We start from the raw sequence: 19,585 nt of genomic DNA on the forward strand, positions 1-19,585 counted from the left end.
TAATAATTATTATTTTAAAGACTTATACATTTATGTGATTAATAAAACTTTGTATCTTAGAAATTTAAAACTACTAAACATTATGAAAAATTTACACCTTTCTTTTTTATTGCTATTTGTTTTCTTTTCAGCATTTTCTCAAAAAAATGACGTTAAAATTACTACAGAAAAATTGACTGAAAGTATTTATATTTTAAAAGGTCAAGGAGGTAACATTGGGCTTTTTGTTGGAGAGGAAAGTGTATTTATGATTGATGATCAGTTTGCACCTTTAACACCTAAAATATTAAGCGCAATTAAAAAAATCACAACAAAACCAGTAAAATATTTGGTGAATTCTCATTGGCATGGAGATCATACAGGAGGAAATGAAAACATGCAAAAAGCAGGTGCGTTAATTATTGCTCAAGAAAATGTTAGAAAAAGAATGAATACAGAATCTCAAGTAAGAGGTAAAGTTAAAAAAGCTTCACCAAAAGAGGCTTTACCAGTAATTACTTTTTCAGATAATATGATGTTACATATAAATAACGATGATATTTTAATTTCACATGTTCATAATGCACATACAGATGGAGATGCAATTATTTATTTTACAGCAAACAATGTAGTGCACATGGGTGATACTTATTTTCAAGGAAAATTTCCATATATAGATTTAAATTCTGGTGGAAATGTAAATGGTGTAATTGCAGCAGCAGAAAAAGTTATTTTATTATCAGATGAAAATACAAAAATAATACCTGGACATGGAAATGTTTCGAATAGAAAAGAATTAATTGAGTACAAAAACATGTTAGTTGATTTGAAAAATAAAATTCAATTAGAAATTAATAAAGAAAAATCTTTAGAGGAGGTATTAAAAAATAAAGAAATAACGAAAGGTTATGATATGTTTAGTGGTTGGATTAACGAAGAAAGAATTAAAACAGCTATTTATAAAAGTTTAGAAGAATAGTAATGTAGTAACTATGAATTTTTATTTTTTTTAAAGGAAGAAGGATTCATTTTTTTTATGTTTTTAAACTGTCTGTTAAAATTAGAAATATTATTAAAGCCAGATTTGTAAGCAATTTCCGCTAGTGTCAAATCGGTATTTGAAATCATTAATTTACTAGCGTTTTCTACTCTTAGCTCATTTAAAAACCTGAAATAACTTTTATTGGTTCGTTTTTTAAAATACTTACAAAAAGCATTTTTTGTCATATTTGCAATTCGGCTAACTTCATCAAGGGTGATTTCGTGGGAAAAGTTATTCATTGTAAACTCAAAAACATTTCGCATTCTATTTCCTTCATTTTTCGTATATTTTTTTTCATAAATAAAAGAAGATAAACTTTCATAATTTGAAGAAGCAGTTTTTTTTAAGATTTGTAATAAAGAGATGAATCTTTCTAATTTAGTAGCTGTTTTTAACTTTAAAAATAGTTTTGCGATACTTTCATCAGAAACTATTTTAAAGCCATGTTTAGCTTGTTTAAAAAAAAGGTTTATTTCATTAAGTTCTTGAAGTTCAAAGAAATGTTCACCAAAAGAATCTTCTGTAAAAAAAAGAGTAATCATGTGAGATTTTTCTGCAAAGTTTTCTAAACTTTCAAAAACGTGTGGTAAATTGCTACCCAAAATAATAATATTTCCTGCTTTGTAATTATTAATAGTATCACCAACAATTAAAGTTCCTTCACCTTTTACAATTAAACTTATTTGAATCTCCTTATGCTGATGGAGTTTGTTGTAAAAAGCAAATTCAATATTCTCTTGAAAAACAAGTGCATCGTTTTTAGGTTTTGGAATTTGAAATGGCAATATCTTCACTTTACAAATATATGCAAATAATAGCCATAAAATATTTTTTATATAATTTTATGGATAATATTGTATCTTATTTGGATAAAAGAAGATTAACTTCTCTTTTTATTTCTAATGTAAATTTGTAAAAATAATTTACAAATACACAAACTATAATAATTATGAGTACACAATGGGATGGCGTAATGCCTGCAGTGTTTACATGGCTAAAAGAATCAAAATCTGGCACTCTTGAAATAGACTTTGATACAACACAAAAACAGGCCGCAGGTATTTTAAAAACTCAAGGAAAAGGTGGAACTAGAATGAGCGGACTTGTAGGTTCTGGTACTTTAGGTGAGAATAGCTACTTGAGCAATAATCAGCGTCTTTCTTTACTTGATTCCCTTTCCGAGGTTGCTAAAGAATATAACGTTCCATTAATTAGTGGAGCTGCAGCAGAAACCAAAGAAGAACTTGCTAAAATCGTTGAAGGACTTGCAACAGTTGGAGTTGATACAGTTATGGTGATGCCACCAAAAACAAAGGCAGTTCCATCTGAAAAAGAAATGTACGAATATTATGCACTTGCAGAAGCAACTGCAAAAGATGTTGGTGTAACAATGATGCCTTATAACAATCCTGATGCAGCTGGTTATCATCCACTCTCAACTGACCTTCTTCTTAAACTTTCTGTACTTCCTAAAGTAACAGCTCTAAAAATATCAACTATAGATGTTTCTATTATTGAAACCTTGATGTTAGAGAACAAAGATTTAAAAGTATTGGCAGGAGTAGATACAGTAACTGTTTTTGCAGGACTTGCTGGAGCAAGTGGTGGAATTACAGGTGTAGGTACTATCTTCCCAAAAGCAAGTGTTACTATGCAAGAATATGTTGTAAATGGAAATTGGGCTGAGGCAAATAAAATTTCTCAGGCTTTAAATTCTTTATCATATCTAGATGCTCAGCCATTACTTATGGAATATCTTAAACTAGCTATGGGAATACATCATAATGATGTTGCAGGAGGACTACGTACTTTTGGTAAAAAATTAACGCAACAGCAAATTGATGATGTGAATGCAAGATATATTTTAGCAAAAGAAAGACTTGAAGCTTTAGACTTAATAAGTTAATCCTTTCAAATACTCAAAAATGGAAAAAGCTTTTTCTATTTAAAGTATTATTGCTAAAGATCTATCATCAAAAAAATAGTTTACAAATGATTAAATTTGAAATAAAACATAAAGAAAATAAGTAATTATGATTACAGGAAAAAACTATATAGGAAATACAACAACAGCAAACGGAAACAAAACATTTAAAACTTTTAATCCGCAAAAAAATACAGAAAATGAGTGGATTTTTACAGAGGCAACTTCTGCAGATGTAAATAAGGCTTGTGAATTGGCAGCAAATGCTTTTAAAGCCTATTCTAAAGTTTCTGGTGCAAAAAAAGCTGAATTTTTAAGAGCAATAGCCACAGAAATAGAAAATTTAGGTGAAGAGCTGCTAAACGTTTATTGTTTAGAAAGTGGTTTGCCAGCAGGAAGAGCAGCAGGAGAAAGAGGTAGAACTTTGGGTCAATTACGAGCATTTGCAAATCATGTAGAAGAGGGGAATTGGGTAGAAGCTACTATAGATACTGCACAGCCAGATCGTGAGCCATTGCCAAAAGTAGATTTAAGAAAAATGAACGTTTCTTTAGGACCAGTCGTGGTTTTTGGAGCTTCTAATTTTCCATTGGCATTTTCTACAGCTGGCGGAGATACTGCAGCAGCTTTAGCAGCAGGTTGTCCTGTAATTGTAAAATCACATCCAATGCATGCAGGAACTGGAGAATTAGTTTCTTCAGCAATTATAAAAGCAGCAGAAAAAACAGGAATGCCCAATGGCGTTTTTTCAAATTTAAATAGTAGTGGAATTGAAGTAGGACAAGAATTAGCTCAAAATCCAAACGTAAAAGCAGTTGCATTTACAGGAAGTTTAAATGGAGGAAGAGCATTGTATGATTTGGCAGCAAAAAGAGACGAACCAATTCCGGTTTTCGCAGAAATGGGAAGTATAAATCCTGTGGTTATTTTACCAAAAGCGTTAGAAAATAGAGCATCAGACATTGCAAAAACCTATGCAGGATCTATCACTTTAGGAACTGGACAATTCTGTACAAATCCTGGTTTAATTTTAGCCATAAAATCAGCAGGACTAACCAATTTTGTAAATACATTAGCAGAAGAAATTGTGAACATAGAACCTTCTTGTATGCTACATCCAAATATTGCAGGAGCTTACGAAAAAAATAAAGAAAAAGCTCTATCTCAAAACGGAATTGACGTTTTAGCTGAACGTTCAGAAAATGTGCAACCTAACTTCGCGAAACAAGTAGTTACTACTGTAGAAGGGAAAACTTTTTTAGAAAACGAAACGTTACATCATGAAGTTTTTGGCCCATATTCTTTAGTGGTTCAATGTGAAAACGAAGCAGAATTAAAGGAAATAACTTCTAAATTAGAAGGTCAATTAACAGGAACTGTAATTTCTGATGATAACGAAATTAGTAATTATGTTGATGTAATTCACGAATTAGAAAATAGAGTAGGTCGTATTATTTTTAATGGAGTTCCAACAGGTGTAGAGGTTTGTCCTTCTATGTTGCATGGTGGTCCTTACCCAGCCTCTACAGATAGTAGATTTACTGCAGTAGGAGTAGATTCAATCAAACGATTTGTAAGACCTTTTAGTTTTCAAGACTGGCCAAACGAATTGTTACCAGCAGCACTTAAAAACGAAAATCCATTGGGAATTTTAAGAATTGTAGATGGAAAATCAACAACAAATAAAATTTAACATATGGATAGTTATAAATTTCTTGCAATCTTTTTATTTTTTGGATTTTTATCCTGTAAAGATGAATCGTCAAGCGAAGTTTTAACGAAGATTATTTCTAAGTACGAAACAAAAATTGACTACGATTTTGATCCCTATACATCTTTAGAAAACACCAATAAATTTCATCAATTAGAAGCAGAAAATGCTCAAAAGTTAATTGATGAATTACAGCAAGTTGAAACTATAGGTTTATCTGAAAACGAAAAGATTTCAAGAGATTTACTACTATTTGTTTTACAAGATAAAATAGATAGAAACACATACAAAATGCACCTAAATCCTATGACAAATGAAATTGCTTTTCATTTGAATTTAGGAAATATGGGTGATAAAACATTAAAAAACAAAGAAGAAGTAAAAGACTATTTACAACAGTTAGAAAACTTACCAGAAAAAATTGATTACAATTTAAGTATTTTAAAAGCTGGAGTAGAAGCAGGTATCTCACAACCAAAACAAGCATATCCAAACTATGCTTTTACGTATGATAAGCATATTGTTTCAGACATTACAAAAAGTGATTTTTACAAACCATTTATAAATTTACCCGAAAATTTATCAGAAGCATTTAAAGATTCTGTTTTGGCGGTTGCAAATGTTAGTGTTCAAAAGAATGCAATCAATCAATATAAAAAAATAAAAACTTTTTTTGAAGAAGAATACTTTCCAAACACCAGAAAAGGGTTAGGAGTAGGAACTATTAAAAATGGGAAAGCATTTTATCAAAATAGAATAAATTTTTACACTACAAGTACACAATATACAGCAGACGATATTCATAATATTGGCTTAAAAGAAGTTGCTCGTATTAAAGCAGAAATGCAAAAAATTATTGACGAATTAGGTTTTGAAGGTTCTTTCGAAGATTTTGTTCAGTTTTTAAGAACAGATGAACAATTTTATCCAAAAACAGCAAAAGAACTATTAATGTTTGCAAGAGATATTTCTAAAAGAATTGATGCAGAATTGCCAAAATACTTTAAAACATTACCACGAAAACCCTATGGTGTTGTTCCTGTTCCAGCAGCAATTGCACCTAATTATACAGGAGGAAGATATTCTGGCTCCAGAAGTGAAACCACTGCAGGTTTTTATTGGGTAAACACCTACAATTTACCAAGCAGAACGTTGTATACAATTCCTGCTTTAACAGCTCATGAAGCAGTTCCAGGACATCATTTGCAAATCTCGTTAAATAACGAATTACCAAAAGACAAAATTCCACAATTTAGAAGAAATTTATATTTATCGGCTTATGGAGAAGGTTGGGGTTTATATGCAGAATCTTTAGCAGATGAAATGGGTATTTATACAACACCTTATGAAAAATTTGGTAAATATACATACGAAATGTGGCGTGCTTGTAGATTGGTGGTAGATACAGGAATACATGCAAAAGGTTGGTCTAGACAACAAGTAATAGATTATATGGCGTCAAATACAGCACTGTCAATTCATGAAGTTACTACAGAAACAGATAGGTATATCACTTGGCCTGGGCAAGCAATTTCTTACAAAATAGGAGAGATTAAAATTCGTGAATTACGTAAACAAGCAGAAAATGAATTAAAAGAAAAATTTGACATAAGAGAATTTCATGAAGTTATTTTAGGAGCAGGAACAGTAACTTTAGCTATTCTAGAAAATCGTGTAAACAATTACATAAAGCAAACATTAAATGAGTAAAAAAACTTTTTTTTGTGTGGATGCACATACGTGTGGAAACCCTGTAAGAGTTGTTGCTGGTGGAGCCCCTAATTTAGTGGGCAAAAATATGAGCGAAAAGCGCCAGCATTTTTTAAAAGAGTATGATTGGATTCGAAAAGGATTAATGTTTGAACCACGAGGTCATGACATGATGAGTGGTTCTATTTTATTTCCACCTCACAATCCAGAAAACGATTTTTCCATTTTATTTATTGAAACTTCTGGCTGTTTGCCAATGTGTGGTCATGGTACAATTGGAACTATTACTATTGCTATAGAAGAAGGTTTGGTAACCCCAAAAATTCCTGGAAAAATAAAGATGGAAGCACCTGCAGGTTTGGTAGAAATCGAATACCAACAAACAGGTAAAAAAGTAGATTGGGTAAAGCTGGTTAATGTAAAAAGCTATTTAGCTGCAGAAAATTTAACGGTAAATTGTCCAGAATTAGGAGAATTAACTTTTGATGTTGCTTACGGAGGAAACTTTTATGCAATTGTAGATCCACAAAAAAATTTTGGAGGAGTTCATAATTTTACCGCTGCAAAAATTGTTCAATATTCACAGATTGTAAGAGAGAATATTAATTTAAAATATCCTAATTTATTTATTCATCCAGAAAATGATACGATTAGAGATGTTTCTCACATGTTGTGGACAGGAGATCCTCTAGACCCAACTTCTTCTGGAAGAAATGCGGTTTTTTATGGAGATAAAGCAATTGATAGAAGTCCATGTGGCACAGGAACTTCTGCAAGATTAGCACAATTATATGCAAAAGGTAAATTAAATGTTGGAGAAGAATTTATTCATGAAAGCTTTATTGGTTCTAAATTTACAGGTAAAGTAGAAGAAGCAACTACGTTGAATGGTAAACCTGCAATTATACCAAGTGTAAAAGGTTGGGCTAAAATTTATGGATATAATACGATTATTATTGATGATGAAGATGATCCTTACGCACATGGTTTTCAAGTAATTTAATATGAGTAAAAATATAGTTGTTATTGGTGGTGGAATTATTGGTGTTTCCACAGCGTATTATCTTCAAAAAGAAGGGTATAATGTAACAGTAATAGATAAATCTAACATGGATTCTGGAGCGTCTTATGTAAACGCTGGGTATATCACTCCAAGCCATTTTATTCCTTTAGCTGCACCAGGAATGATTACAAAAGGCATCAAATGGATGTTTAATGCTTCAAGTCCTTTTTACGTAAAACCAAGATTAGATATCGATTTTTTAAAATGGAGTTTGGCATTTAAAAAATCTGCAACAAAAGCAAAAGTGGAAAAAGCCATTCAGCCTATTTTAGACATTAATTTATTAGGACGAGATTTATATGAAGATTTAAAAAAATCAAACGATTTCAATTTTCATTATGATCATAAAGGGTTATTAATGTTATATAAATCTGATAAAGTGGGCGAAGAAGAATGGGAAGTTGGTAAAAAAGGAATTCAGCAAGGACTAAAAGTCGAACATTTATCTGCAAATGAAGTAGAGCAATTGCAACCTAACACCAACTTAAATATTAAAGGAGGTGTATATTATCATTCAGATGCACACATGACTCCAGGTGTATTTATGAAAGAAATGATTTCATATTTAGAAAAAAACGGAGTTGTATTTTATAAAAATGAAACAGTAACAGATTTAGATGTTTCATCAGAAAAAATTACTAAAATAGTAACAGATAAAAGAGAAATAGAAGTAGATGAGGTGGTTTTAGCAGCAGGAAGTTGGAGCCCACAAATCACAAAAAAATTAGGGTTAAAAACACCAATTCAAGCAGGAAAAGGCTATAGTATTAATGTGAAAAACAATACAAATATTACCATTCCAGCCATTTTATGTGAGGCAAAAGTAGCGGTAACTCCTATGGAAGGTTTCACACGCTTTGCAGGAACTATGGAAATTTCAGGAATTAATAATACCATAAACTCGAAACGAGTTGATGCTATTGCAAACGCCGCACAAAACTATTACCAAAATGTTACAATTTCTAATCAAGAAAAAGAAAACGCAACATGTGGGTTAAGACCTTGTTCTCCTGATGGATTACCTTATATTGGAAAGTCAAATTCTTGTAAAAATTTAACAGTTGCAACAGGTCATGCAATGATGGGTTGGAGTTTAGGTCCTGCAACAGGTAAATTGGTTTCAGAAATTATTGCTGATAAAAAATTATCTTTAGACATTGCATCATTTCACCCAGATAGAAAGTTTTAAAACATGAACAAATTCGGAATTGGAGGTTCTACTCCAGAAATAGAACTAGCTAAAATTAAGCCATTAGCTAATACAGTACAACCTATTCAAAAAGAAGAATACAAGCAAAGAATACAAAAAGTTTGTAAGCTAATGAAGCTAAACAATGTAAAAGCAATGTACTTAAATGCAGGTGCAAATTTATTATATTTTACAGGCACACATTGGAATGCAAGTGAAAGAATGGTTGGTGCTATTGTATTACCAAATGAAGAAGTGCATTACATCGCTCCAGTATTTGAAATAGGAACCATTCAAGATTTTCTTGAAATAGAAGGCAAAATTCATGGTTGGGAAGAGCACGAAAATCCGCAAGAATTATTTTTCAAAATTTTAAAAGAAAATAACGTTACAGAAGGTGAAATTCAGTTAGATGAAATGACTCCGTTTTCAATTTTAGAAGAATTACTAAAGCAAAAGCAATCCATAAAAATTACTACTGCTACCAATTTAATTTCTGAATGTAGAATGATAAAATCATCCGCAGAAATTGCAATTATACAACATGTAATGGACATTACATTAGAAGTTCAAAAAGCAGCAGCAAGAATTTTAAGGGTAGGAATTACAACCAAAGAGGTAGAAAACTTTATTCACGAAGCGCATAAAAAATACGGAGTTTCTTCTGGATCTTACTTTTGTATTGTGCTTTTTGGTGTAGATTCTTCATTTCCTCATGGTGTAAAAAATCCGAAGAATTTAGGAAAAAATGATATTGTTTTAGTTGATACAGGGTGTCAGTTGTACGACTACATTTCTGATATTACAAGAACCTATATTTTTGGTGAAGCTAATGAGTTACAACGTACTATTTGGAACATAGAAAAAGAAACACAACAAGCCGCTTTTGATGCTTCAATTTTAGGAAACATTTGTGGGTCTATAGACGATGCTTCAAGAAAAATTTTAGAAAAACACAATTTAGGTCCAGATTATAAATTACCAGGTTTGCCACATAGAACAGGTCATGGAATTGGACTTCAAATACACGAATATCCTTACATTTTAAGAGGAAATACTACAGCATTAGAAGTTGGAATGACCTTTAGCAACGAACCTATGATATGTGTTCCAAATAAATTTGGTGTTCGTTTAGAAGATCATATTTATATGACAGAAAATGGTGCAAAATGGTTTACAAAACCTGCACATTCTATCGAAAATCCTTTTGGAGTTTAGGTTGGCTATTTCCTGTCAAGATAAAAGATTAATTGTATTTTTATGCAATGGATTTATTCTCTTCAGAAAAAATAAAAAACATACTTCCATTTGATGGCGTTACCAATTATCATGGAATTATTTTAGATAAAAATCAGTGTGATTTTTTCTACCAAAAGTTGCTAGAAACCATTGATTGGAAAAATGACGAAGCCATCATTTTTGGTAAAAAAATAATCACCAAACGTAAAGTAGCTTGGTATGGAGCGTCAGAATTCTCTTATAAATATTCTGGTATTACCAAAACAGCAAATATCTTTACCAAAGAACTTTTAGTACTTAAAAACATTGTAGAAAAAGAAAGTGGTGAGACCTACAATTCATGCTTACTAAACTTATATCATTCAGGAGAAGAAGGTATGGCATATCATTCAGATGGAGAAAAAATGTTAAAGAAAAACGGAGCTATTGCTTCACTTTCTTTGGGTGCTGAACGTAAATTTTCTTTTAAACATAAAGAGACAAAACAACGTGTAGATATTGTTTTAGAAAGAGGAAGTTTGTTAGTTATGAAAGAATTTACACAAACCAATTGGCTACACAGATTACCACCCACAAAAAAGGTTTTTACACCAAGAATAAATTTAACTTTTAGAACCATAGAATTGTAATGTAATCTTTACTTTTGTAGTCAAATAATTTATCCTTGGAAAACAACAATCAACAAACCATAAACCTTAATAAATACATCAGCTCTTCAGGAATTTGTTCTAGAAGAGAAGCTGAAAAATTTATTAATGAAGGTAGAGTCACCATCAACGGAAAACCTACGCAATTGGGCAATAGAGTTGGTAAAAAAGACGTGGTAAAATTAGATGGTAGATTGGTTACACCCAAAAATAAAACGCTATATATTGCCTTAAACAAACCTGTAGGAATTGTTTCTACAACAGATGATAGAGAACCCAATAACATTGTAAAACACATTAATTATCCTGAAAGATTGTTTCCAATAGGTCGTTTGGATAAACCTTCAGAAGGTTTAATTTTCTTGACAAATGATGGTGATATTGTAAACAAAATTTTGAGAGCAGGAAACAATCATGAAAAAGAATATTTTGTTACTGTAAACAAATCTATTACTCCAGACTTCATAGATAAAATGGGGAATGGAATCCCAATTTTAGGAACTGTAACACAAAAATGTTTTGTAGAAAAAGTAGCAGATAAAATCTTTAAAATTGTATTAACGCAAGGTTTAAATCGTCAAATTCGCAGAATGTGTGAGTATTTAGGTTACGAAGTGACCAAGCTAAAACGAACTCGAATTATGAATGTTGAGTTGGGTTATTTGCAAACTGGAGATTGGCGAGAATTAACAGACGAAGAAATGAAAGAAATCAATACAATGATTTCAACATCTTCTAAAACAGAAGAAGCGTCTAAGGTTAAAACCGTTCCAAAAGCATCTAAACCAAAAAGAAAATTGGCACCTTCTAAAAATGATTTTAACAGAAAAAGTGCTTCTTTTAGAAAATCTTCCCCAAAAAATAAGAAAAAAAATAGTTCTTTTTCATCAAAAAAGAAAAGAAGATTTTAGGATTCATCTTTAAGAATCTTTTAGTCTTTCACTTCTTACAATAATAGTATATTTGCCAATAATGACATTCGATTTAAAAATTACCGACCCAAAAAGCAAGGCTAGAGCAGGAGTTATTACTACTGATCATGGAGTAATAGAAACTCCAATATTTATGCCTGTAGGAACTGTAGGAACCGTAAAAGGAGTTCATCAAACAGAACTAAAAGAACAAGTAAATCCAGATATTATTTTAGGAAATACCTATCACCTTTATTTAAGACCAGGTTTAGATATTTTAGAAAAAGCAGGAGGTTTGCATAAGTTTATGAATTGGGATAGAAATATTTTAACTGATTCTGGAGGTTACCAAGTATATTCACTTTCTGGTAGAAGAAAAATTAATGAAGAAGGTGTAAAATTTAAAAGTCATATAGATGGTTCTATGCATTTTTTTACACCGGAAAATGTCATGGAAACACAACGCACAATTGGTGCAGATATTATTATGGCATTTGATGAGTGTACACCATATCCTTGTGAATACAATTATGCAAAACGTTCTATGCATATGACACATAGATGGTTGGATAGATGTATAAACCATTTAGAAAAATTACCTTTTAAATATGGTTTTGAACAAACATTTATGCCAATTGTACAAGGGAGTACTTATAAAGACTTGAGAAGGCAATCTGCAGAATATATTGCAAATTCTGGTCAACAAGCAAATGCAATTGGAGGACTTTCTGTAGGTGAACCTGCAGAAGAAATGTATGCAATGACAGAAGTTGTAACAGAAATTTTACCAGAAGAAAAACCAAGATATTTAATGGGTGTTGGTACACCTATTAATATTTTAGAAAATATTGCTTTGGGTATAGATATGTTTGACTGTGTAATGCCAACTAGAAATGCTAGAAATGGTATGTTATTTACGGCACATGGTTCAATAAATATTAAAAATAAAAAATGGGAGGACGATTTCTCTCCAATTGATGAAATGGGAATAACTCATGTAGATTTATTATACTCTAAAGCCTATTTACGTCATTTATTTGTAGCAAAAGAAATGTTAGGTAAACAAATTGCCTCAATACATAATTTAGGTTTTTATGTTTGGTTAACACGTGAAGCTAGAAAACATATTTTAGCTGGAGATTTTAGAGAGTGGAAAGACAAAATGGTAAAACAAATGGACAATAGACTTTAAATTTAAAAGAATTGAGTAAGTTTATAAAAAATCAAATTACTAAGTGAAAATCATAGATTGGTACATATTAAAAAGATATTTGGTAACATTTGTATTTACCTTGCTAATCTTAATTCCTATTGCAATTGCAATTGATATTTCTGAAAAAATAGATAATTTTTTAGAACATCCAAATTTAGGATTTTACGAAATTTTAGATTCTTATTATAAGAACTTTATAATATACTACACCAATACTTTTATGCCTTTGGCGTTGTTTATTGCAGTTATTTTATTTACCTCTAAACTATCTAACAATACCGAAATCATTGCAATTACAAATGCAAAAGTATCGTTTACTCGTTTTTTATATCCTTATTTTATTGGTGCAACATTAATTACGGTCATTTCTTTAGGAATGAATCATTTTGTAGTTCCAAATAGTAGTAAGGTAAGAAGAGCTTTTGAGAAAGAATATATTAGTAATGCACGTCAAAAAAACGATTTAAAATTCATTTCCGATTTTAGTTTACAACTTACAGATAGTACTTATATTTATTTAAGAAGTTTCAATACAGAAACAAGTGTAGGTTCCTATTTTACCTCAGAAACTTATGATGGTTTAAAATTAAAATCAAAACTGTCTGCAGATAATTTAAGATACAATTCTAAAGACTCAACCTTTAAATTAACAAACTGGAGAAAACGACTGATATTTAATGACAGAGATAGTATTTTTGAAGGAAAAAAAATAGATACAGTTTTTAGTTTTACACCTAGAGATTTAATTTATAAATCAGCTTTATCACAAGAAATGCCTTCAGATGAACTTGTAAGATTTATAAATCTATCTAAAAAAAGAGGTGTAAAAAACTTAAATGCTTATTTGGTTGAGTTGCATAAAAGAACAAGTTTACCAATAGCATCTTACATTCTTACTATAATCGCTGTCGCACTTGCATTTAGAAAAAAAAGAGGAGGTACAGGAGTAAACTTAGCAATTGGAATTGGAATAATGTTTTTGTACGTATTTTTCATGAAAATTGGTGAGGTTCTAGGTTCTGTAGCAGGAGTAAATTCTTTTTTATATGTGTGGATTCCCAATATAATTTTTGGAATTATAGCCATTTATCTCTACATAAATGCAAGAAAGTAGGCTAAAAAACTATTTGCTTTTACACCTTATTGTTTTTATTTGGGGTTTTACTGCCATTTTAGGTGCTTTAATTAGTATTGATGCAATTCCTTTGGTTTGGTATCGTATGTTATTAGCTGTACTATTTATTTTTATCTACTTTTTGTTCAAAAAAAAATCAATAAAAATTGATAAAAGAACCGTTCTAAAATTTTTTTTCACAGGAGTGGTTATTGCATCTCATTGGATTTTCTTTTTCAAAGCTATAAAAGTATCTAACGTTTCAGTTGCTTTAGTAACAATGAGCACAGGAGCTTTTTTTACTTCATTAATAGAACCTATTTTTTTTAAACGAAAATTAAAAGCTATTGAAACCATTTTAGGGCTTTTAGTTATTGCAGGTTTGTATATTATTTTCAATTTTGAGAGCCAATATAAATTAGGAATAATTTATGCATTAATCGCCTCTTTTTTAGGTTCACTATTTGCAGTTTTAAATGGTTTGTTTATTAAAAAGCACGAAGCAGATACCATTTCATTTTATCAACTATTTTTTGGAACAGTTTTCATTACCATATACTTGTTTTTTACAAATGGATTTTCCGTAAGTTTTTTTCAAATTCCAAATTTAGACTGGTTGTACTTAATATTGTTAAGTAGTATTTGTACAGCTTATGCATTTATAGCCTCCGTAAAAGTGATGAAATACTTGTCACCTTACACAGTTATGCTTACAATTAATTTAGAGCCTATTTATGCTATAATTTTAGCATTAATTATTTTCGGAGACAAAGAGCAAATGAGTACAACTTTTTATTTAGGTGCATTTATTGTTTTATTTGTAGTATTATTAAACGGAATTATAAAAAACAGAACCGTATTAAAAGGGAAGTTTAAACAGAAATTGAATAGAAAAAAGTAGTAGGTTTTTGCCTTAAAAAGCAAATTTTATAGTATGTTTGCTATTACAAATAACTAAAATCAAATAACTACAAAATGGAATATTTAGATTTTGAAATGCCAATAAAAGAGCTTGAAGATCAGCTTCAGAAGTGCCAAATTATTGGAGAAGAAAGCGAAGTTGACGTTACAGCAACTTGCAAGAAGATTGAAAAAAAATTAGAAAATGCCAGAAAAGATATATATAAAAATCTAACGCCTTGGCAAAGAGTTCAACTATCTAGGCATCCAAACAGACCTTATACTTTAGATTATATAAGAGCCATTTGCGGAAATACTTTTATGGAATTACATGGTGACAGATCTGTAAAAGATGATAAAGCAATGATTGGTGGTTTAGGTAAAATTGGTGATCAATCATACATGTTTATTGGTCAGCAAAAAGGGTACAATACCAAAACACGCCAATACAGAAATTTCGGAATGGCAAACCCTGAAGGATATAGAAAAGCCTTACGTTTAATGAAAATGGCAGAAAAATTTGGAATTCCTGTAGTTACTTTGTTAGACACTCCAGGTGCATATCCAGGTTTAGAAGCAGAAGAACGTGGTCAAGGTGAAGCAATTGCTAGAAATATTTTTGAAATGACTCGTTTAAAAACACCAATTATTACTATTGTTATTGGTGAAGGAGCTTCAGGAGGTGCTTTAGGTATTGGAGTAGGAGATAGAGTTTACATGATGGAAAATACATGGTATACTGTAATATCACCTGAGTCTTGTTCTTCTATATTATGGAGAAGTTGGGAATTTAAAGAACAAGCTGCAGAAGCACTAAAGTTAACTGGAACAGATATGAAAAAGTTAAAGTTAATTGATGGTATTATTAAAGAACCTGTAGGAGGTGCTCATTCAGATAGAGAAGGAGCTTTTAAAGCAGTTCAAGAGCAAATTATAAGTGCTTTTGATGAATTAAAAGATTTATCTGATGCTGATTTGGTTTCTAAAAGAATGGATAAATATGCAAATATGGGTGTTTATAAAGAGTAAATTTCACTCAGAATAAATAAGTTAAATAAAAAAGCGAAATTCTAAATGAATTTCGCTTTTTTATTTTATTAAAATTTAAAAGAAATATTTAAATACCTAAAGAGGTAAACATTTCTTTTAACCTTGGATCAGAAGGTCTAGGTGCGTTTGGATTTACAATATTTCCATCAGGATCTACCAAAATAAATCTTGGAATTCCTGTGATTTGATATGCTTGTTGAAAAGAATAATCTTCACCAGACCATAACTGTACACCACTCAAATCTTTTTCTTTTACAAAGTTTCTCCATTTTTTTTCAGCAGCTTCCCAAGAACCCCCATTTCTTCTTGCTTCGTCAGTAGAAATACTAACAAATTCAATGTTTTTATTACGATACTCTTTTTCTAGTGATTTTAAATAAGGAATTTGTTGAATACAAGGTCCACACCAAGTTGCCCAAACATCTATGTAAACATATTTTCCTTTGAAAGAGTCAAGTGATTTTTTTCCACCTTTAAAATCTACATAATCTGTAAATTTAGGTGAAGGAGTTCCTTTTGCTGTAGCTTTATTTCTTGCATAAGTTGTATTAAAAAAGTTAACCATTTGCTCAGTTTGTTGGTTTGCCATAATAGTTAAAGAGCTATCAACATCTGAATAAGAATTTAAAATACTATCAAATTTACTTTTGATGTTGGCTACTTTAGTTTTAAAAGCTTCTTCTTCTAACTCTAAAATCAAAGCAGGGTTTCCTAATTTTTGACTTTCTTCAACTTGAGCAATTATAAAGTTACTATTATCAGCACCTTTTCCAGAAAATTGAAAGCTAGTCATAAATTTTTCTGAATCACCATTTAACTTTATATCAAAACCATTTTTTAAGTAAATTGGCGCTCTTTTTGTAGGGTCTGTACTAATAACATATATAGCAGGTTCTGTTACTTTTAAAGTATCGCTAAAAGTGCCATCTTCATTAATAGAAATTGTTTTTACAAGTCCTTTTTGGCTAGAAATTGTAAGGATAGAGTCTTTGTTGTTTTCTAGTTTTCCTGAGAATGATAAGTAGTTTTTTGGGTGTTCTGAAGTGCAAGAAACTATGGCTAATATAGCACAAAATAGAATGCTTATTTTTTTCATTTTAATGTTTTATAATTTGACGCAAATATAGAAATTTAATTAAAGCATATTTTGTAAGTTTTTTTGATTTTAGAAAGATTTAACTTTAAAAATATTATGCTAAAGTTATAGTAAAAAAAAATCCCAAATTTTGTAATTTGGGATTTTCTTTTTTTATGACTCTGTTTCTGTTCTAGTTTCAGGTTTTTTTTCGCCTTTTTCAATATTAATGGTGAGTATGTTTTTGTCCTCATCTAAATCCATAGCTATTGTATCACCTTCAGAAAGTTTGGAGTTTACAATTTCTTCTGCCAAAGCATCTTCTATATATTTCTGTATGGCTCTTTTTAATGGTCTTGCTCCATATTTTTTATCGAAACCTTTGTCAGCAATATAATCTTTTGCTTTTTCGCTTAAGTTTAAAGTATACCCTAAATCAGAAATTCTATGTAATAGTTTGTCTAACTCTATGTCAATAATTGAATGAATATCTTCTCTTTCTAATGCATTAAATACAATAACATCGTCAATTCTATTTAAAAATTCCGGTGCGAAAGATTTTTTTAAGGCATCTTCAATTACAGATTTTGCGTGTGCATCTGCTTGTGCAGTTTTTGTAGCTGTTCCAAAACCAACACCACCTCCAAAATCTTTTAATTGACGTGCACCAATGTTAGAAGTCATAATGATGATAGTATTTCTAAAATCTATTTTACGTCCTAAACTGTCTGTGATATGTCCATCATCTAAAATTTGAAGTAACATATTAAATACATCTGGATGCGCTTTTTCAATTTCATCTAATAAAACTACAGAATATGGTTTTCTACGAACTTTTTCAGTTAATTGCCCTCCTTCTTCATAACCAACATATCCTGGAGGAGCACCAATTAAACGAGAAATGGCGAATTTTTCCATATATTCACTCATGTCAATTCTAATTAAGGAATCATCAGAATCAAATAATTCACGAGCTAGTATTTTTGCCAATTGTGTTTTACCAACACCAGTTTGTCCTAAGAAAATAAATGATCCAATTGGTTTGTTTGGGTCTTTAAGTCCAACTCTATTTCTTTGAATGGCTTTTACAACTTTACTTACAGCTTCATTTTGACCAATAACTTTACCTTTAATTAAATCTGGTAGTTCATGTAATCTATGGCTTTCTGCTTCTGCAACCCTGTTTACTGGAATTCCAGTCATCATAGAAACTACTTCTGCAACATTGTCTTCTGTAACAATTTCACGGTTTAATTTAGAATCATCTTCCCATTGTTTTTGGGCAGAATCTAAAGCAGCTTCCATATTTTTTTCGTCATCACGAAGTTTGGCAGCCTCTTCATATTTTTGACCATTTACAGCTTTTGTTTTTTTATCACGAATAATTTCTAACTGTGACTCTAGCTCTAAAACTTGTTTTGGAACAACTATATTGGTGATATGAATTCTTGATCCGGCTTCATCTAAAGCATCAATAGCTTTGTCTGGAAGATATCTGTCAGTCATATATCTGTTTGTTAATTTTACACAAGCTTCTAGAGCATCATCTGTGTAATTTACATGATGGTGCTCTTCGTATTTACTTTTTATATTGTGTAAAATTTGTATGGTTTCTTCAACAGTAGTTGGATCTACAATTACTTTTTGAAAACGACGCTCTAATGCACCATCTTTTTCAATATTAGTTCTGTATTCATCTAAAGTTGTAGCTCCAATACATTGTATTTCACCTCTTGCTAAAGCTGGTTTTAACATGTTAGAGGCATCTAGTGAACCTGTTGCACCTCCAGCACCAACAATGGTATGAATTTCATCAATAAAAAGAATAATATCGTCATTTTTTTCTAATTCGTTCATTAAAGCTTTCATGCGTTCTTCAAACTGACCACGATATTTTGTACCTGCAACCAAGCTTGCTAAATCTAAAGAAACTAAACGTTTGTCAAATAAAATTCTAGAAACTTTACGCTCTACAATTCTTAAAGCCAAACCTTCAGCAATGGCAGATTTACCAACACCAGGTTCACCAATTAACATTGGATTATTCTTTTTTCTTCTACTTAAAATTTGAGAAACTCTTTCTATTTCTTTTTGTCTACCAACGACAGGATCTAATTTGCCACTTTCTGCTAATAAAGTCAAATCCCTTCCAAAATTATCTAAAACAGGTGTTTTTGATTTTTTTACTGATTTTCCTTTTTGAGGTTGTTCAAACGGATTTGGCTTTTCAGAAGCAAATTCATCATCAGAAGGCGTTTCAGCAATCGGATTGTTAGGTAAATCTGCATCATTTACATGTAGCTGTTTGTACAATGCTTTGGCTTCATCATAATTTACATGATATTTATGTATTAATTTTGTTGTAGGATCATTCTCGTTCCTAAGAATACAAAGCAATAAGTGTGCAGTATCAATTGACTCACTTTGGTATAGTTTAGCTTCTAAAAAAGTAGTTTTAAGTGCTTTTTCTGCTTGTCTTGTTAAATGAAGGTTTTTCTTTTCTGAAGTTTCTGCAAAAGCAGGATTTGCAGGATTAAGCTGTTCCAGCTTTTTACGCAGTAAAATAGTATCTACATCAAATGCAGTTAAAATTTCCATTGCTTTTCCTTCTCCTTTTCTTATCAAACCTAGTAATAAATGTTCTGTTCCAATAAATTCATGCCCTAATCTTAGCGCTTCTTCTTTACTGAAAGCGATTACGTCTCTTACTTTTGGTGAAAAATTATCGTCCATATATATTGTATCTATTGATGTAAATTTAGTCCTTTTTTTTTTGAATAATTACAAAAAAGATGCCAAGGCTGTAAAACTGACAGTT

16 protein-coding genes are annotated in these 19,585 nt (G+C 30.8%); 13 read left to right on the plus strand and 3 right to left on the minus strand.

Features of this window, described 5'->3' with window-relative positions; genetic code table 11:
* Positions 1–82: 82 nt before the first annotated feature.
* Positions 83–958 (plus strand): MBL fold metallo-hydrolase, encoded by an 876-nt coding sequence (locus FDT66_RS12490; protein ID WP_138537053.1) that lies wholly within the window; start codon positions 83–85, stop codon positions 956–958.
* A gap of 11 nt (positions 959–969) precedes the next feature.
* On the opposite strand, the gene FDT66_RS12495 is transcribed toward FDT66_RS12490, so the two are convergent.
* Positions 970–1,815 (minus strand): AraC family transcriptional regulator, encoded by an 846-nt coding sequence (locus FDT66_RS12495; protein WP_138537055.1) that lies wholly within the window; start codon positions 1,813–1,815, stop codon positions 970–972.
* 155 nt (positions 1,816–1,970) lie between these two features.
* Here FDT66_RS12495 and FDT66_RS12500 point away from each other — a divergent pair, with 155 nt between their 5' ends.
* The 12 genes from FDT66_RS12500 to FDT66_RS12555 all read left to right on the plus strand — a co-directional run bounded on the left by FDT66_RS12500 (position 1,971) and on the right by FDT66_RS12555 (position 15,671).
* A complete protein-coding gene (locus FDT66_RS12500; protein WP_138537057.1) occupies positions 1,971–2,927 on the plus strand; it encodes a dihydrodipicolinate synthase family protein in 957 nt (318 codons plus the stop codon).
* Between the two features lie 127 nt (positions 2,928–3,054).
* On the plus strand, positions 3,055–4,638 hold the full coding sequence (locus tag FDT66_RS12505) for an aldehyde dehydrogenase (NADP(+)) (RefSeq protein ID WP_138537058.1): 1,584 nt from the start codon (positions 3,055–3,057) through the stop codon (positions 4,636–4,638).
* 3 nt (positions 4,639–4,641) lie between these two features.
* Positions 4,642–6,366: a DUF885 domain-containing protein gene (locus FDT66_RS12510; protein WP_138537060.1), complete on the plus strand. Its 1,725-nt coding sequence runs from the start codon at positions 4,642–4,644 to the stop codon at positions 6,364–6,366.
* The gene (locus FDT66_RS12515) at positions 6,359–7,369 is read left to right on the plus strand and encodes a 4-hydroxyproline epimerase (RefSeq protein WP_138537062.1); all 1,011 of its coding nucleotides are present in this window, start codon (positions 6,359–6,361) and stop codon (positions 7,367–7,369) included. Before FDT66_RS12510 ends, FDT66_RS12515 begins: the two co-directional genes overlap by 8 nt.
* A gap of 1 nt (position 7,370) precedes the next feature.
* Positions 7,371–8,618 carry an NAD(P)/FAD-dependent oxidoreductase gene (locus FDT66_RS12520; RefSeq protein ID WP_138537064.1) on the plus strand — a complete coding sequence of 416 codons (1,248 nt, stop codon included), beginning with the start codon at positions 7,371–7,373 and terminating at the stop codon, positions 8,616–8,618.
* A 3-nt stretch (positions 8,619–8,621) separates the two neighbouring features.
* Entirely contained in the window at positions 8,622–9,836 is a 1,215-nt protein-coding gene (locus FDT66_RS12525) for a M24 family metallopeptidase (RefSeq protein ID WP_138537066.1), read from the plus strand.
* A gap of 47 nt (positions 9,837–9,883) precedes the next feature.
* Positions 9,884–10,486: an alpha-ketoglutarate-dependent dioxygenase AlkB family protein gene (locus FDT66_RS12530; RefSeq protein WP_138537068.1), complete on the plus strand. Its 603-nt coding sequence runs from the start codon at positions 9,884–9,886 to the stop codon at positions 10,484–10,486.
* Between the two features lie 35 nt (positions 10,487–10,521).
* The gene (rluF, locus tag FDT66_RS12535; RefSeq protein ID WP_138537070.1) at positions 10,522–11,415 is read left to right on the plus strand and encodes a 23S rRNA pseudouridine(2604) synthase RluF; all 894 of its coding nucleotides are present in this window, start codon (positions 10,522–10,524) and stop codon (positions 11,413–11,415) included.
* 61 nt (positions 11,416–11,476) lie between these two features.
* Positions 11,477–12,607, plus strand: a complete 1,131-nt coding sequence (gene tgt / locus FDT66_RS12540; protein WP_138537072.1) for a tRNA guanosine(34) transglycosylase Tgt — start codon at positions 11,477–11,479, stop codon at positions 12,605–12,607.
* 43 nt (positions 12,608–12,650) lie between these two features.
* On the plus strand, positions 12,651–13,742 hold the full coding sequence (locus FDT66_RS12545) for an LptF/LptG family permease (RefSeq protein ID WP_138537074.1): 1,092 nt from the start codon (positions 12,651–12,653) through the stop codon (positions 13,740–13,742).
* Positions 13,729–14,643 (plus strand): DMT family transporter, encoded by a 915-nt coding sequence (locus tag FDT66_RS12550; protein WP_138537076.1) that lies wholly within the window; start codon positions 13,729–13,731, stop codon positions 14,641–14,643. The genes FDT66_RS12545 and FDT66_RS12550 overlap by 14 nt, the downstream gene beginning before the upstream one ends.
* 74 nt (positions 14,644–14,717) lie before the next feature.
* The gene (locus tag FDT66_RS12555) at positions 14,718–15,671 is read left to right on the plus strand and encodes an acetyl-CoA carboxylase carboxyltransferase subunit alpha (protein WP_138537078.1); all 954 of its coding nucleotides are present in this window, start codon (positions 14,718–14,720) and stop codon (positions 15,669–15,671) included.
* A gap of 88 nt (positions 15,672–15,759) precedes the next feature.
* Here the strand turns inward: FDT66_RS12555 and FDT66_RS12560 are convergent, their stop codons facing one another.
* Both FDT66_RS12560 and FDT66_RS12565 read right to left on the minus strand, forming a co-directional pair.
* The gene (locus FDT66_RS12560) at positions 15,760–16,788 is read right to left on the minus strand and encodes a TlpA disulfide reductase family protein (RefSeq protein ID WP_138537080.1); all 1,029 of its coding nucleotides are present in this window, start codon (positions 16,786–16,788) and stop codon (positions 15,760–15,762) included.
* A gap of 153 nt (positions 16,789–16,941) precedes the next feature.
* Complete coding sequence (locus tag FDT66_RS12565; protein WP_138537082.1) at positions 16,942–19,500, minus strand: ATP-dependent Clp protease ATP-binding subunit; 2,559 nt, start codon at positions 19,498–19,500, stop codon at positions 16,942–16,944.
* Positions 19,501–19,585: the final 85 nt, after the last annotated feature.

The sequence above is a fragment of the Polaribacter aestuariivivens genome, from assembly GCF_005885675.1.
In the GTDB taxonomy this organism is placed as follows: Bacteria; Bacteroidota; Bacteroidia; order Flavobacteriales; family Flavobacteriaceae; genus Polaribacter; species Polaribacter aestuariivivens.

Coding starts and splice junctions, on each gene's coding strand:
- FDT66_RS12520 (WP_138537064.1), top strand. CDS start 7,371: ATGAGTAAAAATATAGTTGTTATTGGTGGTGGAATTATTGGTGTTTCC.
- FDT66_RS12490 (WP_138537053.1), top strand. CDS start 83: ATGAAAAATTTACACCTTTCTTTTTTATTGCTATTTGTTTTCTTTTCA.
- FDT66_RS12550 (WP_138537076.1), top strand. CDS start 13,729: ATGCAAGAAAGTAGGCTAAAAAACTATTTGCTTTTACACCTTATTGTT.
- FDT66_RS12505 (WP_138537058.1), top strand. CDS start 3,055: ATGATTACAGGAAAAAACTATATAGGAAATACAACAACAGCAAACGGA.
- FDT66_RS12560 (WP_138537080.1), bottom strand. CDS start 16,788: ATGAAAAAAATAAGCATTCTATTTTGTGCTATATTAGCCATAGTTTCT.
- tgt (WP_138537072.1), top strand. CDS start 11,477: ATGACATTCGATTTAAAAATTACCGACCCAAAAAGCAAGGCTAGAGCA.
- FDT66_RS12525 (WP_138537066.1), top strand. CDS start 8,622: ATGAACAAATTCGGAATTGGAGGTTCTACTCCAGAAATAGAACTAGCT.
- FDT66_RS12565 (WP_138537082.1), bottom strand. CDS start 19,500: ATGGACGATAATTTTTCACCAAAAGTAAGAGACGTAATCGCTTTCAGT.
- FDT66_RS12530 (WP_138537068.1), top strand. CDS start 9,884: ATGGATTTATTCTCTTCAGAAAAAATAAAAAACATACTTCCATTTGAT.
- FDT66_RS12555 (WP_138537078.1), top strand. CDS start 14,718: ATGGAATATTTAGATTTTGAAATGCCAATAAAAGAGCTTGAAGATCAG.
- FDT66_RS12515 (WP_138537062.1), top strand. CDS start 6,359: ATGAGTAAAAAAACTTTTTTTTGTGTGGATGCACATACGTGTGGAAAC.
- FDT66_RS12510 (WP_138537060.1), top strand. CDS start 4,642: ATGGATAGTTATAAATTTCTTGCAATCTTTTTATTTTTTGGATTTTTA.
- FDT66_RS12500 (WP_138537057.1), top strand. CDS start 1,971: ATGAGTACACAATGGGATGGCGTAATGCCTGCAGTGTTTACATGGCTA.